This is a genomic window from Thalassolituus oleivorans MIL-1, assembly GCF_000355675.1.
GTDB classification, from domain to species: domain Bacteria; phylum Pseudomonadota; class Gammaproteobacteria; order Pseudomonadales; family Oceanobacteraceae; genus Thalassolituus; species Thalassolituus oleivorans.
Window position 1 is genome coordinate 320,873 of sequence record NC_020888.1, and the last position, 19,128, is coordinate 340,000.

The following is a 19,128-nucleotide window of genomic DNA, read 5'->3' on the forward strand; positions in this document are numbered from 1 at the left end:
CTTGGAATGTGGAATACCAAGTTTGAATAATTTAGGTGGTGGCTAACATGTGATAGCCACCACTACGCGATAGCGGGCTTACTTCCGCTTTTGATCCGCGGCTTCTTGTCGATACATAATGACGGCAGCAATCAATACTGCAAGGCTTACTACAGCGATCATAATGGTCGCTAAGGCATTAATCTGCGGGCTAACACCTAAACGCACACTGGAATACACCACCATTGGCAGAGTGGTTGCGCCAGGGCCAGAAACAAAGCTGGCGATCACTAAGTCATCCATCGACAGGGTGAACGCTAACAGCCAGCCTGCAGCAAGAGCTGGGGCAATCATCGGCAGAGTAATCGTAAAAAATACTTTTAATGGGCGTGCGCCTAAATCCATTGCGGCTTCTTCAATGGATCTATCCATATGTGCCAGTCGACTCTGTACTATGACAGTGACATACGCCATCGAGAAAGTGACATGGGCAATTAAAATGGTGACCTGCCCGCGCCCTTCTGGCCATCCGGTTAAATCTTCCAAGGCGACAAACAGTAGCAGTAAGGATAAGCCGATAATAATTTCAGGCATCACTAACGGCGCTGTCACCATAATGCCTAAACTCTTATGGCCTCGAGTACCGCGCATACGCACAATCGCAAGTGCGGCAAATGTCCCCAGCACAATGGCTAAGGTGGCATTAAGCGCGGCTATTTTAATACTCAACCATGCGGCATTTAGCAGGGGTGCGTTGTTAACCAACTCCCCATACCACTTAGTGCTGAATCCACCCCATACGGTGACCAGTCGACTTTCGTTAAACGAATAAATAATTAGGCTAAAAATTGGCAGATACAAAAAAGCATAGCCGCACAGCAATAATACAATTAGCAGAGGGTAACGAGAGAATAGTGCGCGCATCAGCCTTGCTCCTCGTTCGCTCTTTGTTCGTAATGACGCATCACCACAAATGGAATAATCAGCACTAACAGTAAAATGGCAGCCAATGAAGAGGCGACAGGCCAGTCTTTATTGCTAAAGAATTCGGTCCACATCAGTTTACCGATCATTAAAGTATCTGGGCCGCCGAGTAAGTCTGGAATCACGAACTCGCCCATCACCGGGATAAATACCAGCATAGAACCTGCCATCACCCCAGGTATAGATTGCGGCAAGGTAATCGTTAAGAACTGGCGCCAAGGGCGAGCGCCGAGATCGGCAGCGGCCTCTAGTAAGGTGTTATCTAAGCGTACTAATGTGGCGTAAAGAGGTAAAACTAAAAAGGGCAGATAGCTATACACCACGCCAACATAAACTGCGATGGGGGTGTGCAGCATTTGTAACGGCTCATCTATTAGGCCGATCCCCATTAATAATTGATTTAATAAGCCATTATCTTTGAGGATACCGATCCACGCATAAACCCGAATTAAAAAAGACGTCCAAAAGGGAAGAATAATTAGCATTAGCAGTGGCATGCGCCAATGTTTGGGAGAAAGCGCAATGGCATAGGCCATCGGGTAACCGATTAATAAACATATAACGGTTGATACGGCGGCAATGGATAGTGACCCCATTAACGCTGAAAAATAGAGATCGTCTTCTAGTAATAGTAGGTAGTTGCCGAAATTCAGAGTGATCGTCAGCAAGCCATCTTCAAATTCGCGAATCCAATCTTGATAAGGTGGCTGCGCTAGTTGTGGTTCGGATAAACTGATTTTCAAAATAAACAAAAAGGGCAGCACAAAAAATAGCGCCAGCCAAAACCAAGGAATACCGACAATTAAGCGCTGGCCATTGGCTCCAAGCCAGCGTTGCAGCGACATCATCATTGCGTTAATACCCCACAGCTATGGGTATGCCATTTTAGTGAGACTTCTTGTCCCCAAGTCAAAGGCTGTTCCGCTAATGCCATTACATTAGGCTGAGTAAATTGAATGCGTTTACCACTGGGTAAATCAACGTGGTAAATCGATACGTCACCTAGGTAGGCAATTTCTTGAATAATGCCGCGGATATTATTAGGCGCATTTTCGTATTCGCTAGTTACCGCCACTTTTTCAGGGCGCACAGCAACGGTAACGGCCATACCAATCGACAGAGGCTGACTATGATGAACACGTAAATCGCCACCGGCTTCTTCACTGTGAATTACCACCATGTCGTTTTCGTGTTCAACCACATGGCCGTTAAATAAATTCACCGAACCAATGAAGTTGGCGGCATAACGAGTAGCTGGGAATTCGTACATACGACGTGGATTATCAACTTGCTCAACGCGACCATCATGCAAAAGCGCAATACGCGAAGACATCGTCATGGCTTCTTCTTGATCGTGGGTTACGATAATAAAGGTAATACCGAGGCGTTCTTGCAAGTTTACTAATTCAAACTGAGTGCGCTCGCGTAGTTTTTTATCGAGTGCACCTAATGGCTCGTCGAGTAATAAAATCTTCGGCTGCTTGGCTAATGCGCGCGCAAGGGCAACACGTTGACGCTGACCACCCGAAAGTTGGTGCGGTTTGCGCGTTGCGAGCTTTTCAATTTGCACTAAGGCCATCATTTCGGCGACGCGCTCACGGCGCTCTGTGGATGAAATCGCTTCTTGTTTTAATCCATAAGCAATATTTTGCGCGATATTCATATGCGGAAATAACGCATAACTTTGGAACATCATATTCACTGGACGTTTATAGGGCGGCACATTGGTCATATCTTGGCCGTCAATAATAATTCGGCCACTGGTAGGCGTTTCAAACCCGGCTAGCATGCGCAGCAGGGTAGTTTTACCACAGCCCGACGCGCCCAGTAGGGAGAAAAATTCACCGCGGTGAATATCTAAGCTGATCTCATCGACTGCATAGGTATCGTCGAATTTTTTCGTTAATTTTTCTATGCGTACAATCGGCTCCTCTTCTGGGGCGGCCCAAGGTTGAGATGAAGTCGGTCGTGTTTGATTCATGAGAGTTAAGCTCTAAATAACGCGTCAGTGGCAGACGTCTGAAAATACAACGTACTGTATCCATCGCATATAGCAATAAAGCCTCCACAATCCATTCGGAATGAGAGGCTTTGGATAGACAGAATGAGTTTTAAAGCGCTAGTGATTGATTTCAATCACTAGCGGTTAGCAAGTTCGACTGTTTTATTTGCCGGTTTTAACACGAGTCCAAGTGCGGGTCATGTTGCGTGCTTCTTTATCACTTGGTGTTTTCAGCACAAGAAGCTTTTCTTGGGTTGCTTCTGATGGATAAACACCAGGGTTGTTACGTACTTCTTCATCAACTAACGGCGTAGCGGCTTTATTCGCGTTAGCGTAAGCAACGTAATTAGTGATTGGTGCAATCACTTCAGGCGTTAACAAGTAGTTGATGAATTTGTTGGCGGCTGCTGGATTTGGTGCATCTGCAGGAATGGCCATAACATCCGTCCATACCACAGCACCTTCTTTGGGTACTACGTACTGCACGACAACACCGTTGTCTGCTTCTGCTGCGCGATCACGTGCTTGCAGCATATCGCCAGAATAACCATGAGCTACACAGATATCGCCATTAGCAAGATCGTTGATTGTTTGTGAGCTGTGGAAGTAACGGATGTTAGAGCGCACGGCCGCAACAGTCGCAGCTGCGGCATCGATAGCTTTTTTGCTGTAGTCGTCGGTTGGCGTACCCATATAGGCATTCGCTGCCGCAAATACTTCGGTGGCATCGTCCATAAGAGCAACGCCGCAGCTCGATAATTTGCTAACGATGGCAGGATCAAATACCAGTGCCCAAGTATCTAATGGCATGTCATCGCCAAGAATCGCTTTCACCTTTGGCTCGTTGTAAGCGATACCGGTTGTACCCCACATGTATGGCACTAAGTATTGATTGCCGGCATCAATGTCGCTTAATGATTTCACAATAACAGAGTCGAGGTTGCCATAGTTGGTGAGGGCCGCTTTATCGATGGGCTGATACAACTTGGCTTGAATCGCACGATCAGCAAAAGGACGTGCGGTTGGAAATACTAAATCGTAGCCGCTGCGTCCAGCTAACAGCTTGGCTTCTAATACTTCGTTGGAGTCATAAACATCGTACGTCACCTGAATTCCAGTCGCTGCTTGGAAGTTAGCGATTGTGTCTTCTGCAATATAGTCAGACCAGTTATAAATATGGAGAGATTCTTCGGCACTTACCGCAGAAGTCGCGGTCACAACAGCTGCCGATAGCAGTCCACGGATAAACAGGTTCTTAAGCATGCGTATACTCCAGTTAAAGAAGGTTCGAGACCGATTTCGTTCGGACATCCGAGTTCTGTTAGTTGATTACGAGCTATCCAAGCTGCAATTTGTGCTTAGGCCAAAGGCAATCGAGGTGAGTAACCTCGGCTTTACTCATTTTAGTGGCGATGATCGCAATATCGTATAAAAAATACAGACAATTGATTTAATCGTCACGATAAACAATGCTGGTGGCAGAGCGCAATGGTTATTAGAACCTACCTGCCGGACTTGCTATGATTCCGCCCTCTTTTTATGAATGCTGAACGCCTGAATTTATGAGCTCCCCAACCAACAATAGTGGTGCCGATAGTAATAAAAAAGCACCTAAACGTCGCTCGCCAACGGCACAAAAGCCTGCAGCTGCGTCAGCTTCTAACGGTAAAAAATCCTCCACGGTGACGCGTAAAAGTGCGCCTAAGACGACAAAAGCTGCAGCGCCAACGGCTAAAAAGTCACAGGGGACGCCACCACCCGCTCCTCCAATAAAGAAAAGCACTCATTGGCGCCGCTTGTTTGTCTTGGGCAGCCTAGCGGCGGTTTTGCTATTTGGAATTTGGCTGGTGTATTTGGATGCCAAAGTACGAGCGGAGTTTGATGGTAAAAAATGGGCGTTGCCGGCCAAGGTTTATGCTCGTCCGCTGACGCTCTATCCGGGTAAATCACTTTCTGCGGAACAATTGCGGGCGGAATTACAGTGGGCTGATTATACCCGTTCAAGCGGTGCGAGTCGGGTCGGTAGTTATGACGAGCGTGGCGAACGTTGGTTTATTTATCGCAGAGCATTTCCATTTTGGGATGGCGCTGAAGCAACACGTCGTCTCACTGTTCGTATTCATGATGGCCATATCACAGAATTAACAGACGGGCAGGGTGACGTTGCCTTGGTTCGTTTAGAGCCACAGTATATTGGTGGCATCTTTCCTGCGCACAACGAAGATCGAGAGCTAATAAAGTTAAGTGAAGCTCCGGCGCAATTAGTTGCCGCTTTGATTGTTACGGAAGATAAAGCCTACTTTGATCATTGGGGCGTGTCTGCGCGCGGCATTGCACGGGCGATGATGGCGAATATGCGGGCTGGCGGCATGGTGCAGGGCGGCTCCACCCTAACGCAACAGTTGGTTAAGAATTTTTTCTTAACCAACGAGCGTAGTTTACAACGTAAAATTCAGGAAGCCCTGATGGCTCTGCTATTGGAGCGTCATTACAGCAAAGAAGAAATTTTACAGGCGTACTTTAACGAAGTTTATCTTGGCCAAGCCGGTCGTCGTGCTATTCATGGCTTTGGTTTAGCGTCGCGGTTCTATTTTGGTAAGCCATTAAATGAATTGCAAACCAGCGAAATTGCCATGTTGGTAGGTCTAGTAAAGGGGGCTTCTTTTTATAATCCGCGTCGTAATCCAGAACGAGCGAAAGAGCGCAGGGATCTCGTGCTTGGGCTAATGGAAGAAAACGGCATCATATCGACCGCTGAGCGAATTCGGGCTCAAGGTCAGTCTTTAGAGACCGCCTCGCCACGCCGTGCGGGTCAGCGGGAATATCCGGCATTTTTGGAGCTAGCGAAAGATCAGTTACAGCGCAATTATCGTCTGGCTGATTTGCAAAGTGAAGGCTTGCATATTTTCACCACCTTAGATCCTTGGGTTCAACATGCCGTAGAAGATGCTGCCGCTAATCAGTTATCGCTACTGGAACGCCGCCAGCCAGAGCTGCGCGATCAGCTAGAGACTGCTGCCGTGATTACCAGTGTTGATGGTGGTGAAATTCGAGCTTTGCTGGGGTCACGCAAGGCTGAATTTTTTGGTTTCAATCGTGCTATCGCTGCGCAACGAAGCATTGGCTCGTTAGCAAAGCCAGCGGTGTACTTGGCGGCATTAGAATCGGGTCGTTATCACTGGGGATCTTTGCTGGACGATGGTCCTGTGACGGTGGCTGGTCCTAGTGAGCAGTTATGGCAGCCGAAAAATTACGATCATCAAAGTCACGGTGAAGTGCCTATGATTGATGCATTGGCGCGCTCATACAACCAAGCGACAGCGCGTTTGGGCATGCAGGTCGGCTTACAGAACGTGGTAGCCGAATTTGCAAAACTCGGTGTAGAGCAACCGCTGCCGCCTTATCCATCGTTGTTGTTAGGAGCGATTTCAATGTCGCCGCTAGATGTAGCGCATATGTATCAAACCATTGCCTCCCAAGGTTTTGTGATGCCGCTACGCACTATCGAAGCGGTGACCACCGCCAGCGGCGAGACCTTATCGTCATATGCGATTCAGGGCGAGCAAGCTTATGATCCGAATATGATTCAGTGGTTACGATATGGCTTAGAGCAGGTTGCTGAACGAGGCACAGCCAAAGCATTAGGGCAAAGTTTTGCTGTTCGTTTAGCTGCTAAAACGGGCACGAGTGATGATCAGCGAGATGCTTGGCTTGCGGGTTTTGATAATCGTCATTTAGGGGTGATCTGGGTTGGCCGTGATGATAATCAGCCAATGCCTTTTACTGGCAGTAGTGCCGCATTGCCTATTTGGCGCGATACGTTTAAGCGTGTCGGCGTTGAACCTTTATTGCCAGCATCAGGGCTCGTGAATGCTGCGGTGGATGAGCGCGGGATATTATTAGGTGATAATTGTCGCGGCTCAATTTATCCATTTTTGCCAGATCGACTGGACAGCACGGCCAAGCCCTGTGAAGCTGCTGCGCAGGAATCAAAAGGAAAACGCTCATGGCTCGATTGGTTATTTTGATGGCAATGATTGCGGTGTTGGCTGGTTGCAGCAGTGCCGTGGTTAAGCCCGAGCAGATGCCTATGACGGTATCTTCATTGCCGACTTGGGATAATGGCCGCTTGGGTTCATTAGCAGAAGGCGAGAATCATCCGGCGGTGGAATCGCTGTTTCAAAAAGCAGAACAAGCGCGTCAGCTCGGTCAATGGTCTGCGGCACTCACCTATTTAGATCAAGCGCGGCAAATTCAGCCGCGTAATCCTGCTGTACTTTATCGTCAAGCGTGGGTGTGTTTACAAGTTGGCGATGCCCGCCGAGCACAACAGTTATTGCAGCGTGCCAAGGTGTTTGCCGCTGGCGATTCAAATTTCTTGCGGCGTATTGATGCGCTGTTAGTAGAATAAAAATGGGCGCATCAGCGCCCATTTTTACTTGCAATTGTATGCTACCAATTCTGCAATCAATCTAAACGAAAGCGTGACAGCAAGCCGCGTAAATCATTCGACATAGCGACGAGTTTACCGGATTTAGTCATACATCCTGTCGCTTGGGTCAATGCCTCATCACTGACTTCGCGAATCACCACAAGATTGGAGTTTACTTCGCTAACCGCGGTATGTTGTTCATTAATCGCTTGAGCGATTTGTTCGTTCATGCCATGTATATTGCCTACGGATAGTTTCATCGCTGTTATGTGTTCATCAATTTGAGTTATTTGATTAACACTGCTTTCAACACCGGTTTGACTCGTTTCCATAGCCGTAACCGCTTCTTTTGAACCTTTTTGTAGACGCTCGATCATGCGTTGAATTTCTTCAGTGCTCTCATGCGTGCGTGATGCCAGTGTTCTTACTTCATCGGCCACCACAGCGAAGCCTCGACCTTGTTCGCCAGCGCGCGCGGCTTCAATTGCTGCGTTTAATGCGAGTAAGTTGGTCTGTTCAGCAATGCCCTGAATAACCGATAGTACTGAACCAATATTGTTACTTTCACTATCAAGATTTTGAATGACTTCATTGGCGCGTTGAATATTGGTTGCCAATTGCTCTACGGTCCCACGCGCTTTGCGGATGTCGATACTGCTTTTTTCTGCCACAGAGTTTGCTTCCTCTGCTGCTTCTGCCGCAGCGCCTGAGTGGGCACTGATTTCTCGCATTGACGCCGTCATTTGAGTGGTTGCTGTGGCAATCATATCTGTTTCATGACTTTGGCGGCGGGCCCCCTCTTCCATTGTTTTTGTTGAAACATTGAAATCTTTGCCTATATCGCTGATTTGTAGTGATAGACGATTAGCTTCTTGTACCAAGGTATGAAGATTTTCGAAAAAGACGTTAAAAACTTTACCGAATTGACTTTGCGGTTTATCAATTTGGTATGCCAAGTCCACCACATCATCGCGGGATATATGGGCTCCTAGTCCCGCAAGCTCCATGTTTTGTACGAACTCTTGCCAGCTCTTATGGGCCAAATACATTAAAATGCCGCTCTCAACAACCACGAAAGCAGCGTGCAATAACACGATATTAATGCCTGTGCGGAATTCAAAAATAAACACCGGAGAACCGCTTTCTTGCAGGTAGTTAAACAGCAAGTGATGAACCGCAATGGTCAGTGCGGCAGCAAGCACTGCGATAGAGTCACGGTAATAAAGCAGGGCAGCGAGTAACGCGAAAATGCTGAAATGCATTTCTATGAGTCCGTGGCCCTGATGTATCTGCAATGCAGAAAAAATCATCAAGGAAATGGCGTAACTAACACGGCTGATACGTTGTCCTGGCATTGACTTGCTAATCATTAACGGAATGACAAAAGCGGGTAGTCCAACCACGAACACCTCTATCCAAGTGTTGTGCCAGCTAGCGAGCAGAATGGAAACAATCAATAGACAAGCGGTTAGCTTGGTAAAAAAAGCATCCGCCTCAATGTAGAAGTCGCGGCGAAGATCGTTCATAAAGAGCCTACAAAATTTGGGGGGTCTGCTTAAGACTAGCCCCCTATCCCAATTCTGCAGGACATTCATGAACATTTACATTCAACGTGATAGTGAAAAATATTCGTTATTTCAGTGGTGATAGGCTTTGCGGATAGATCATCCCCCATGTACTGGCGAAGCTCAGAGGAATAAGCCATTGCATAGGTAGCAACTGGGTAAAGTAGGAGGCGGTTAGGCTGAGAAATGTGATAGCAAACACGACATTGATTCGTCTGGCATTGCCTTTTGACGCAGCAATAAGCCAAACAATGGCTGCGAAACACCCCATTAGAATAACGGTATTATCCAGTAGTACTAAATTATGGGAACGTTGCATTAATACATAGATGACGCAGACCACGAGTAAAATTCGCCCCCAAATCACCCGATCCCAGCGCAGTAATTCGGCATCGGTATAGCCTGTCTTTTGTAAGCCTTGTATCGCAGCGACCAGTAGCAGCAACGGAAACGCGGCGTATTGGCACAGTGAAGCCAATAAATAATTAGCCTCAGTCGAGCTAAGTGCGGGTACTGCGAGTGTGAGTAGTTCCCAAGTACTTGCGCCTGAGCCAACAAGCCCTGAGCAAAACAAAGCGGCCTGTTCGCCGCTCCATCCTGTGCGAGGTCGAGCCAGCCAAGCAAGTGCGAGGCTAGCAATCAGAAGTACAACAGCGCTCATCAAGAGTGAGCGACAAGCTGTGCCATTACGCGATCTGCAGCGGCTATCGTAGCGTCGATGTCTTGTTCGGTATGTGCAATTGACATAAATCCTGCTTCAAATGACGACGGTGCTAGATACACGCCTTCTTTTAACATCCCATGGAAAAAGGCATTAAAGCGCGTGCCATCGCAGTGATCGGCCACGTCTCTAAAGGTGTTTATTTCGTTCAGTTCGGTAAAGAACAGTCCGAACATAGAGCCTGCACTGGTGTGAGTAAACGGAATGCCGTGCTTATCGGCAGCCGCTTTAAAACCATTCAGCATTTGTTGCACGCGCGCGGTGAGCTGATCGTAGAAGCCGGGTTTTTGGATGGCGCGTAACATGGCCAGACCTGCTGCCATTGCTAATGGGTTACCGGACAGCGTACCCGCCTGATAAACCGGGCCAAGTGGTGCTAGGTATTCCATGATTTCACGCTTGCCGCCAAAAGCGCCAACCGGTAAACCGCCACCGATCACTTTGCCGAGACAAGTCATGTCGGGAATAATGTCGTAGTAGGATTGAGCGCCACCTAAAGCAACACGGAAGCCACTCATTACTTCGTCAAAAATTAGCACTATGCCGTGCACCGTGCACAACTCGCGTAAGCCCTGTAAAAAAGACTTACTTGGTGGAATACAATTCATGTTGCCGGCGACAGGTTCGATAATCACACAGGCAATTTCATCCGCCATTTGCGCGAAGCATTCTTTGACGCTATCAAGATTGTTGTAATCCAGAGTGATGGTGTTGGCAGCCACTGCCGCAGGAACCCCTGGCGAAGTTGGAACCCCAAGAGTGAGCATGCCTGAGCCCGCTTTTACTAGCAGTGAGTCTGCATGGCCATGGTAGCAGCCTTCAAATTTCACTAACTTATCGCGACCGGTAAAGCCGCGCGCTAAGCGAATCGCGCTCATTGTGGCTTCAGTGCCTGAGTTCACCATACGCACCATGTCCATAGACGGCAGCAACTTGCAGACTTCTTCGGCCATATCAATTTCAATCGAGGTCGGTGCACCAAAGCTCAGGCCTTTATCCATACGTGCACGCACTGCATCTAAAATTTCATCAGCGCTATGGCCCAAGATCATCGGTCCCCAGCTGCCAACATAATCAATGTAGCGGTTACCGTCAGCATCAAATACATAAGCGCCTTTCGCATGATCGAAGAAGATAGGTGTGCCACCTACTCCTTTAAAGGCACGTACTGGAGAGTTAACGCCGCCAGGAATATGTTTCTGTGCTTGGGCGAATAGGGCTTCTGACTGGGTGATGGAATAACTCATAACACTCTCTTTTTCAGTAAATTCAGAACGGCTTAACGACGACCAAAATAACAATGGCAATCAGCATAAATACGGGGATTTCATTGAACCAACGGTAGAACACATGGCTGCGTTGGTTTTTATCATCACGGAATATGGTGAGCAGATGACCACAATAAAAATGATACACAATTAATAGGGCGACCAAAGCGAGCTTGGCATGCATCCAATGACTTTCGATAAAATAGTAACGTGGGCTGTAGCTGATGAGCCAAGCGCCCAAGGCTAAAACAATAATCATCGACGGCGTCATAATGCCGCGATACAGCTTACGCTCCATAATTTTGAAACGCTCGCGCGAGACAGTATCTTCCGCCGCTGCATGATAAACAAACAAGCGTGGCAAATAGAAAATCGCCGCAAACCATGTAATGACCGCAATAATATGAAAGGCTTTAACCCAGAGCATGTGTGATTTACTGCCTTATAACGGTGCCTTTGCCGCATCGTCTGCAGGCTTAGGGCGGTAGTGATAATAATTGTCGATGTCTTCGCGTGATACCACACCAGTGCAGTGCCCGAAACGTTCATCACGATAAACTGCGAGCCATTGTAATTGACTAGACTGCATTAGGTCTAAGGCATCCTGTAAATTCGCCTTTAAAGAAATCCGACCTACCGCTTGGCGTTTTGCAGGAATGGTGACGAGATCAATGGATTCCGCTTCAGGATCCGCAGTTAAGGCTTCGACCAAAGCGGCTGGCGGAACCAATAATTCCTCTTCCGCCAGTAATAACCAGTCAGGATCACGTTGCAGTACAAACCCAGCAGCTTCGCGTCCAAGTTTGCGTTCAACCTTAACCACTGATTGCTGCATTGCTTCAACCACCCAAGTGTTACGCAGCATTTGCTGCACAGGATCAGGGGCTCGATACAAACGATTACCCCCGAGTTGTACATGAAAAACTGATGGCAAACGGAAGATTTCATTTACAACCAAACTCGCGATCACAATAGCCAGCATACCAGGCATGATGATATTTGGGTTGGCGGTAAGCTCGAGCAAGGCAACCAAGGCTGCTAATGGCGCACGAAGCACGGCTCCCATTAATGCACCCATGCCGAGCATGGCATAGAAACCCACAGAAATTGGATATTCAGGGAACCACCACGCTGATAATTGCCCCATTAAACCGCCAAGTGCTGCGCCGATAAATAACGTCGGACCAATAATCCCTGCGGGAAATGCCACACCAGCAGCCCATGCGGCTAGCAGTAACTTTGCGGCTAATAAAAGCAGTACGGTGGAGATTACGACCTCGCCAGCTAAGGTCGCGTTGACAGTGTCATAACCGATACCTAAAACTTCGGGTAAATAGATGCTGATAGCAGCCGTCGCAAGGGTAAGACTGCCCCAGCGCATCCATAAGGGTAAGTTAATAAGCTTTTGGAAAATCTTCACGCCATAAATAAAGATGGTAGAAACTAAGCCGGCGGCTAGGCCCAGTAATAAAATGTAGGGAATTTCCCACAGTGAATGAAAATTCAGTGCTGGCACGTTGAAGGCGGTTTCGTGACCGAACACCGCGCGACTAACGATAGCCCCAGCAACTGAAGCCAAGATTATCGGAATAAATCCGCGAATACTGTATTCCAATAACACCACTTCCATGGCGAAAATTACGCCGGCCATGGGCGTATTAAACGAAGCTGAAATGGCACTGGCGACACCGCATCCAGCTAAAATACGTAACCTGTGGTGAGCTAATCCCGCTCTCTGACCAATTAAACTCGCCGTACCTGCGCCCATGTGAATGGCAGGACCTTCACGGCCAACACTATGGCCGCTAACAATGGCAATAACGGCGGCCACCCATTGCAGAATTAAATTGCTTCTGGGCAAATAGCCTTGATGGCGTTCCATACGTTGTAAAACATGTGTGACACCAACACCGCGCTTGGTCGGTTTGACACAATAGAAAAGAGCGATCAGTAGTACGCCACCGCCAAGTAGCAGAGCGATACGCCAATTAACGGGTAAAGTTTCGTAAGCCTCCGGCGATGTCATAGGCAACCATGACACTAACGGTAGTTCGATCGCTAGGCGAAACAAAGTAATAACGGCGCCGCTCAATAGCCCAGATAGCAGCGCTAGCCCTGCTAAACCAATCTGGTTATCGGAGAGGGAAATGAGGTTCAGCCAATATTGCCGTAGTCGGTTCACGCGAGTCCTTATGCTGGTGGAGGTGTGAACTGAGGATAAGAACCGCTATTATAAGCACCTTTCAAAAATACTGCTGCATTTGTAGCCAATATCAACGTGTGAGGTGATCTTGTGATCAAAGTCGGAATCGTCGGCGGAACCGGTTACACCGGAGTCGAGTTGCTGAGAATTCTCGTAAACCATCCGGATGTGTCGTTAGAGGTGATTACCTCTCGTAGCGAAGATGGCTTGCGCGTTGATGAAATGTTTCCGAACTTGCGCGGTCATACCGATCTTAAATTTAGCGTGCCGGATGCGAAAACACTTGGCGATTGCGATGTTGTATTTTTTGCCACTCCGCATGGTGTTGCTCATGCTTTAGCCGAAGAAGTATTAAATGCCGGTGCGCGTGTGATCGACCTATCGGCTGACTTCCGTATTGCCGACGCTGATGAATGGGAAAAATGGTACAAGCAGCCGCATGGTGCGCGTGAATTATTACCAGAAGCGGTTTATGGCCTGCCAGAAGTGAATCGTGAGCAAATTAAAACGGCGCGTTTAATTGCGGTACCGGGATGTTATCCAACATCGGTGCAATTAGGCTTTATACCACTACTGGAAAAAGGCCTGTTAGAGCCCCAAATGTTGATCGCCGATTGTAAGTCTGCGGTGAGTGGAGCTGGGCGTGGTGCGAGTGTTGGCACCTTGTTGTGTGAGAGCAGCGAATCGATGAACGCATACGCTGTTGCTGGACACCGCCACTTGCCTGAAATTCGGCAGGGGTTGTCGCGTGCGGCGGGTGGTAAAGCCATTGAATTGACCTTTGTGCCACATCTAACACCTATGATTCGTGGAATTCATTCTACACTGTATGCGCGGATTCCAAATTTGGACGTGGATCTACAAGCGCTGTTCGAAGCTCGTTATGCCGATGAACCGTTTGTCGATGTCATGCCCGCCGGTAGCCACCCAGCAACGCGCAGCGTGAAGGGTAGCAATACCTGTCGTTTAGCGATTCATTATCATAAAGATACCGGCCAGCTGATTATTCTGTCGGTAATCGATAATTTAGTGAAAGGCGCTTCCGGTCAAGCCGTACAAAACATGAATATTATGTTCGGGTTGGATGAAGATGCAGGCCTACGTCAGGTCGCATTAATGCCCTGATCCTCCCGATGATCTGAACCCCGAGGAGCAGAAGTATGTCCGTAGTAAAGGGCAGCCGTCAGGATAATCTAGTCATAGATCATCGACGACGTGGACACAGATTGCGCAGCATTCTGTATTTAATAATTCTTATTGCAATTGTTAGTGCTGGTGGATATCTGGGCGGCTATTACGATAGCCGCTCTCAGATTCAACAACTATCGGTGCAAAAGCAATTTCTAGAACACAACCTCAGTCAGGCAGAAGAAACCATTCTTAATCTTAGTCAGCGCGTTAGCGTCCTAGAGAAGGGTGGTGAAGTTGATCGCAAAGCGGCTGAAAGTTTTCGCCAAACGGTTCGCGAACTCAATGCTGATGTTGCTCGGTTAGAACAAGAGGTTGGTTTCTATAAAGGTATTATGGCTCCGGGTTCTGCTGATCGTGGTTTACGCGTTAGTAAAATTGATATTCAGGCCGCTGAATCACCGCAGCGTTTTCGTTATGCCATTATGCTAACGCAAGTAGTCGACAACAGTGCTCACATCGAAGGGCAGGCAGCAATCAATATTGTTGGCCAAATAGATGGTAAAACAACAGTACTACCGTTGCGCGATGTCGATAGCACCATTGATGGTCTCGGCATTAAGTTTCGTTTCCGTTATTTCCAAGAAGTAAAAGGTGAACTCACGCTCCCCGATGGCTTTGTGCCTGAGCAGATGCAAGTAGTTCTGCAATCCAGTGGTAATAAGCCTCAACGCGTTGAAGAAACGCAGCAGTGGTTCATGCAAGGAGAAACCCATGTTCAGCAGTAAAGACAAGAGCGATGTTCGCTACGACACATTAATCTCAGCAAAGACAGAGATTCATGGTGACGTGATATTAACCGGCGGATTACACATCGATGGCTTGGTAAAAGGTAACTTAATTGCTGAAGCTGGCTCGGGTGCTACCGTGCGAGTGAGTGAGAAGGGGCGGATTGAAGGCCAGATTACAGCGCCAAATATTATTATCAATGGCGAAGTGATCGGTGATGTTCATGCCTCGGAGTATATCGAGCTGGCGAAAAAAGCTCGGGTAAAAGGTGATGTGTATTATCAAGCAATGGAAATGGTCTTAGGAGCTCAAGTAAATGGGCAACTGCATCATTCTCAAGACAAAGCATCTACGTCAGCTAAGTCGCAGTCCGCTCACAAGACAGCGCCCGACAACGATGCTAAAGTTGACTAGTTTAGTCGGAAAAGCCGATAATCATTCTTCATCCTACGGTTGAGAGACTCATGAACAGCGTACAGCAATCCATTCCATTCGAATTAACTGTAACAGCCGAAGATAAAATTCGTGATCTGTTAGCAGAAGAGGCGGATGAGGAATTGTGTTTACGAGTATTCGTTACTGGTGGCGGCTGTTCTGGCTTTCAATACGGATTTACCTTCGATGATGATCGAGCTGAAGACGATACCTTGATTGAGAAATCGGGGGTTCGTGTACTCATTGACTCCCTTAGTTATGGGTACTTGGTTGGCTCGGTTCTAGACTACAAAGAGGGCTTAGAGGGCTCGCGTTTCAGCGTCGAAAATCCAAGCGCTACCTCAACTTGTGGTTGCGGGTCATCATTTTCGGTTTGAGTAAAATTAAGTGAACGGAGTAAGTATGCGTTATCCTTTTATGGCCATAGGTTTGCTGCTTGCTTCGTATGCAATGGCAGATGACCATACTCCAGCTGTTGACGCAGAAGCAACGCAGCCCCCGGCTATTGAACCTGCGGTTTCTGTTGCGCCAGTTGCGACGCGCTATCAAGCTTATATCCAGCGTCACAATGCGGAAGAACTGTTCGACTTATTACAACACGCCGAAAAAATTGCTAGCGGTCAACTGGAGTACAGTACAAAAGAGCCTATCCCACTGGTTTTAACCGGTGAAGAAATAGAGTTATTTAAGCGAGAGAACTATCGGGATAACAAACCCTTGGTAGATTTGGCTGCACGATTAGAAGCCTTCAATATCATCGATATCAAAGTTTGTTCTCGTTGGCTTGGAGACCGCGGTATCGAAATGACCGACCTTCCGCCGTTCATTGACAGCGTAGTCTCAGGTCAGTTTGAAGTCGAACGACTGCAAAAAGAAGGTTATGCATTGTTCTAAAAGCCTGTTCTAGGCCTTGTAGATCCCACCTAAAATTCGCTCACCAGCGGCACCGGTAACACTCGGAATATTTCCCGGCAGACCATTTATCGTACGCCAGCCTAGCCATGCAAATGCCATGGCTTCCATCCAGTCAGGGTCAATGCCTACTTCGCTTGTGCTTTCTATTTTGTGTGTTGGCAGTGCGAGTGAGAGGCGATGCATCAAGTTGGCATTGTGAACTCCACCACCGCAAATCATTACGTGGCGGCAGTTTTGCGCAAAATGAGTGACTGCCAAAGCAATGGAGCGAGCAGTGAACTCGGTTAGTGTGGCGGCAATGTCTTCAGCGCAATAATGATTGAGCTCGCCGAGCGACGTTAAATTAAACAGCTCTCGGCCGGTGCTTTTAGGGGCGGGAGCTGAGAAGTAAGGGTGTGCTAACCACCGATCTAACAGGTCTTCAATAACTTGGCCGCTAGCGGCTTTATTTCCACCTTGATCACAGACAGTGTTCCAGTTCTGGAGGCACCATTCATCCATAAGCGCATTCCCTGGGCCAGTGTCGAAACCAATGAGAACATCATCGACAACCGTGATATTGGCAATACCACCGATATTAACCACGGCACATGGCGCTAGCTGCTTTAATGCGAATTGATGAAAGGCTGGAACGAGAGGAGCGCCTTGCCCGCCAGCGGCGATATCTCGACGGCGAAAATCGGCAACACAATCAATTCGACAATGCTCGGCAATATAAGAGGGGTTTCCTAGTTGCCAGCTAAATCCATTTGGCTGAGCTTGATGGCGCAATGTGTGACCGTGACTACCGATAACCATGACATCTTCAGCCTTAATATTGGCTTTTTTCAACAATGCCTGTACGGCACTGACGGCATAGCTGGCTAGTTGTTGATCAAGCGTTGCGATGTCGTTAACTAATAGACGCTCTGACAATGCGATATCGCGCAAACGACGCGTAACGTCGTGGGGATAGTTCAGACAGATGGCAGCAACAAGCTTGATGCTATCATTGCTAATGTCTACCAAGCAGGCATCCATGCCATCGGCACTTGTTCCTGACATCAAGCCAATACACAAAGCCATTAAAATGACCCGCTCTTATCGCTACTTTGAAAATTATCCAGCCAACCCATGAGCGTTTTTGATCGCTCTAAAAAGGCGGATTTATCTTTGCTGGCAATAGAGTCGGCTTTTGGCAGCTGAACACGTAAAGAATCCCGATGAACACCATCAACTAAAAATTCATAGTGGAGATGAGGACCTGTAGCCAACCCTGTCATACCCACATAGCCAATAATTTGGCCTTGTTTCACATAGCGACCCACTCTTACATTGCGACCAAATTTGCTCAAATGCGCGTAAATGGTCTTATAGCGCTGACCATGTTGAATGATCACAACGTTACCGTACCCACCTTTACGTCCAGCGTGAATAACCTTACCGTCACCTGCCGCTTTGATAGGAGTACCTGTTGGTGCTGCGTAATCAGTACCTTTATGAGCGCGAATGGTGTTTAGCACTGGGTGTTTGCGATTAAGGTTAAAGCGTGAGCTGATGCGAGCGAAATCAATTGGGTTGCGTAAAAAGGCTTTACGCATGCTCAGTCCTTCCGGTGTGTAGTAGTTAGTGTTGCCGGCGTCATCTTTATACCTAACAGCCGTAAGTTCACGACCTTGATTGACGAAGCGAGCGATTAAAATATCGCCATCGTTAATCTTGTTGCCGTCGAGTTGTACCTCTTCATAGACTAAACTGATGGTATCGCCTTTGCGGATATCTAAAGCAAAGTCGATATCCCAGCCGAAGATGTTCGCTAATTGATATAAAACTTGATCAGGTATGCCTGCGCGTCCTCCATCAAGGAAGAGCGAGTTGTCGATAACGGCGTGAGCAAAGCGCGGAATAAAGTCAGCATCGCGTTGCAGTAGCTCATATTGCAATTTGCCTTCTGCATCGCGAGTAATGCTGTGTTTGGCAAGAGGGCTAATATCTATTTCTAGGTGAGTAATGTGGTTATCGGCAGTACGGACCCAACGAAGGCTCTGCCCTGGACGTAAAGTAATGACTTCGCGCGGGACTGCCGCTGCAATATCAATGACATCAACCGCACTTAAATTATGCCGCCCAAAAACCACCGATAAACTATCACCGGATTTAACTTTGTCTTCCTCCCAGTCCAGTTGCGGAGTATCCGGCATCGGCTCCTCACTTGGCTCGGGCAACTCTATAACATAGTTTTGCTGAGTTATGTTGGATTCGGGAGTCGGCCATGCGGCGACGACGATTACTAAAAACACAACCAGCGCCGCAGCGAAAATATGTCTGGCTGGAAAATACTGTAGTGGGCCTGGCAACGCCATGATGAAACAGGTGTCCTTATTCAGCTTCTCTTCTATATAGCCGGCAAGTGTAAACAATCCGTCGGCAATTTACTCGGTGAACTTGATTTTGAATTGTGATCAGGTATGTTCAGCACCCTCTGACAACCGAAAGCGATGAGAATCTCCCCATGACCGCAACATTAATTGCCGATCTCAAAGCCCGTGGTCTCCTAAATCAGGCGACAGCGGACGAGGAACTAATAAACCATCTTGATTCTGGTTGTCGCACACTCTATTGCGGCTTTGATCCCACGGCTGACAGTCTACACATTGGTAGTCTAGTACCTTTATTAGCTCTGAAGCGTTTCCAGCGAGCTGGCCATAAGCCGATCGCTCTAGTCGGT

The 19,128-nt window shown here is 47.9% G+C and carries 19 protein-coding genes (1 of these 19 running past the window's edge); 8 read left to right on the forward strand and 11 right to left on the reverse strand.

Going from position 1 to position 19,128, the window contains the following annotated elements; genetic code table 11:
• Positions 1–78: 78 nt before the first annotated feature.
• The 4 genes from TOL_RS01450 to TOL_RS01465 form a co-directional block, all read right to left on the reverse strand.
• Positions 79–903, reverse strand: coding sequence for an ABC transporter permease subunit (locus TOL_RS01450; protein WP_015485488.1), 825 nt, complete (start codon positions 901–903; stop codon positions 79–81).
• Positions 903–1,814: an ABC transporter permease subunit gene (locus TOL_RS01455; RefSeq protein WP_015485489.1), complete on the reverse strand. Its 912-nt coding sequence runs from the start codon at positions 1,812–1,814 to the stop codon at positions 903–905. The genes TOL_RS01450 and TOL_RS01455 overlap by 1 nt, the downstream gene beginning before the upstream one ends.
• A complete protein-coding gene (locus TOL_RS01460) occupies positions 1,811–2,944 on the reverse strand; it encodes an ABC transporter ATP-binding protein (RefSeq protein WP_015485490.1) in 1,134 nt (377 codons plus the stop codon). The genes TOL_RS01455 and TOL_RS01460 overlap by 4 nt, the downstream gene beginning before the upstream one ends.
• 183 nt (positions 2,945–3,127) lie before the next feature.
• Positions 3,128–4,228: an extracellular solute-binding protein gene (locus TOL_RS01465; RefSeq protein ID WP_015485491.1), complete on the reverse strand. Its 1,101-nt coding sequence runs from the start codon at positions 4,226–4,228 to the stop codon at positions 3,128–3,130.
• Between the two features lie 299 nt (positions 4,229–4,527).
• Here TOL_RS01465 and mrcB point away from each other — a divergent pair, with 299 nt between their 5' ends.
• Together mrcB and TOL_RS01480 are read left to right on the forward strand one after the other, a co-directional pair.
• Complete coding sequence (gene mrcB, locus TOL_RS01475) at positions 4,528–6,993, forward strand: penicillin-binding protein 1B (protein WP_015485493.1); 2,466 nt, start codon at positions 4,528–4,530, stop codon at positions 6,991–6,993.
• Positions 6,972–7,376: a tetratricopeptide repeat protein gene (locus TOL_RS01480; protein WP_015485494.1), complete on the forward strand. Its 405-nt coding sequence runs from the start codon at positions 6,972–6,974 to the stop codon at positions 7,374–7,376. Before mrcB ends, TOL_RS01480 begins: the two co-directional genes overlap by 22 nt.
• A 56-nt stretch (positions 7,377–7,432) precedes the next feature.
• On the opposite strand, the gene TOL_RS18880 is transcribed toward TOL_RS01480, so the two are convergent.
• The 5 genes from TOL_RS18880 to TOL_RS01505 form a co-directional block, all read right to left on the reverse strand.
• Entirely contained in the window at positions 7,433–8,923 is a 1,491-nt protein-coding gene (locus TOL_RS18880) for a methyl-accepting chemotaxis protein (protein ID WP_015485495.1), read from the reverse strand.
• Positions 8,924–9,029: 106 nt separating this feature from the next.
• A complete protein-coding gene (locus tag TOL_RS01490) occupies positions 9,030–9,623 on the reverse strand; it encodes a hypothetical protein (protein WP_015485496.1) in 594 nt (197 codons plus the stop codon).
• On the reverse strand, positions 9,623–10,930 hold the full coding sequence (gene hemL / locus TOL_RS01495; RefSeq protein ID WP_015485497.1) for a glutamate-1-semialdehyde 2,1-aminomutase: 1,308 nt from the start codon (positions 10,928–10,930) through the stop codon (positions 9,623–9,625). Before hemL ends, TOL_RS01490 begins: the two co-directional genes overlap by 1 nt.
• Before the next feature lie 22 nt (positions 10,931–10,952).
• Positions 10,953–11,378, reverse strand: coding sequence for a protoporphyrinogen oxidase HemJ (gene hemJ, locus TOL_RS01500; protein WP_015485498.1), 426 nt, complete (start codon positions 11,376–11,378; stop codon positions 10,953–10,955).
• A 15-nt stretch (positions 11,379–11,393) separates the two neighbouring features.
• Entirely contained in the window at positions 11,394–13,133 is a 1,740-nt protein-coding gene (locus TOL_RS01505) for a chloride channel protein (protein WP_015485499.1), read from the reverse strand.
• A gap of 111 nt (positions 13,134–13,244) precedes the next feature.
• Here TOL_RS01505 and argC point away from each other — a divergent pair, with 111 nt between their 5' ends.
• The 5 genes from argC to TOL_RS01530 are packed head-to-tail and all read left to right on the forward strand — an operon-like array spanning position 13,245 to position 16,400.
• Entirely contained in the window at positions 13,245–14,279 is a 1,035-nt protein-coding gene (gene argC / locus TOL_RS01510; protein ID WP_015485500.1) for an N-acetyl-gamma-glutamyl-phosphate reductase, read from the forward strand.
• A gap of 35 nt (positions 14,280–14,314) precedes the next feature.
• On the forward strand, positions 14,315–15,070 hold the full coding sequence (locus TOL_RS01515) for a DUF6776 family protein (protein ID WP_015485501.1): 756 nt from the start codon (positions 14,315–14,317) through the stop codon (positions 15,068–15,070).
• The gene (locus TOL_RS01520) at positions 15,057–15,485 is read left to right on the forward strand and encodes a bactofilin family protein (RefSeq protein WP_015485502.1); all 429 of its coding nucleotides are present in this window, start codon (positions 15,057–15,059) and stop codon (positions 15,483–15,485) included. Before TOL_RS01515 ends, TOL_RS01520 begins: the two co-directional genes overlap by 14 nt.
• A 50-nt stretch (positions 15,486–15,535) precedes the next feature.
• On the forward strand, positions 15,536–15,883 hold the full coding sequence (gene erpA / locus TOL_RS01525; protein WP_015485503.1) for an iron-sulfur cluster insertion protein ErpA: 348 nt from the start codon (positions 15,536–15,538) through the stop codon (positions 15,881–15,883).
• 25 nt (positions 15,884–15,908) lie between these two features.
• Positions 15,909–16,400, forward strand: coding sequence for a DsrE family protein (locus TOL_RS01530; protein WP_015485504.1), 492 nt, complete (start codon positions 15,909–15,911; stop codon positions 16,398–16,400).
• 9 nt (positions 16,401–16,409) lie between these two features.
• Here TOL_RS01530 and TOL_RS01535 read toward each other — a convergent pair whose 3' ends face one another.
• Together TOL_RS01535 and TOL_RS01540 are read right to left on the reverse strand one after the other, a co-directional pair.
• Entirely contained in the window at positions 16,410–17,486 is a 1,077-nt protein-coding gene (locus TOL_RS01535; protein WP_015485505.1) for an anhydro-N-acetylmuramic acid kinase, read from the reverse strand.
• On the reverse strand, positions 17,486–18,763 hold the full coding sequence (locus TOL_RS01540; protein WP_015485506.1) for an OapA family protein: 1,278 nt from the start codon (positions 18,761–18,763) through the stop codon (positions 17,486–17,488). Before TOL_RS01540 ends, TOL_RS01535 begins: the two co-directional genes overlap by 1 nt.
• Positions 18,764–18,912: 149 nt before the next feature.
• Here TOL_RS01540 and tyrS point away from each other — a divergent pair, with 149 nt between their 5' ends.
• A protein-coding gene (gene tyrS / locus TOL_RS01545; RefSeq protein WP_015485507.1) for a tyrosine--tRNA ligase crosses the window boundary here: on the forward strand, positions 18,913–19,128 show its start. 1,086 nt of this gene lie beyond the right edge of the window; the window shows 216 of its 1,302 coding nt (coding positions 1–216); it begins with the start codon at positions 18,913–18,915; its stop codon lies beyond the right edge, outside the window.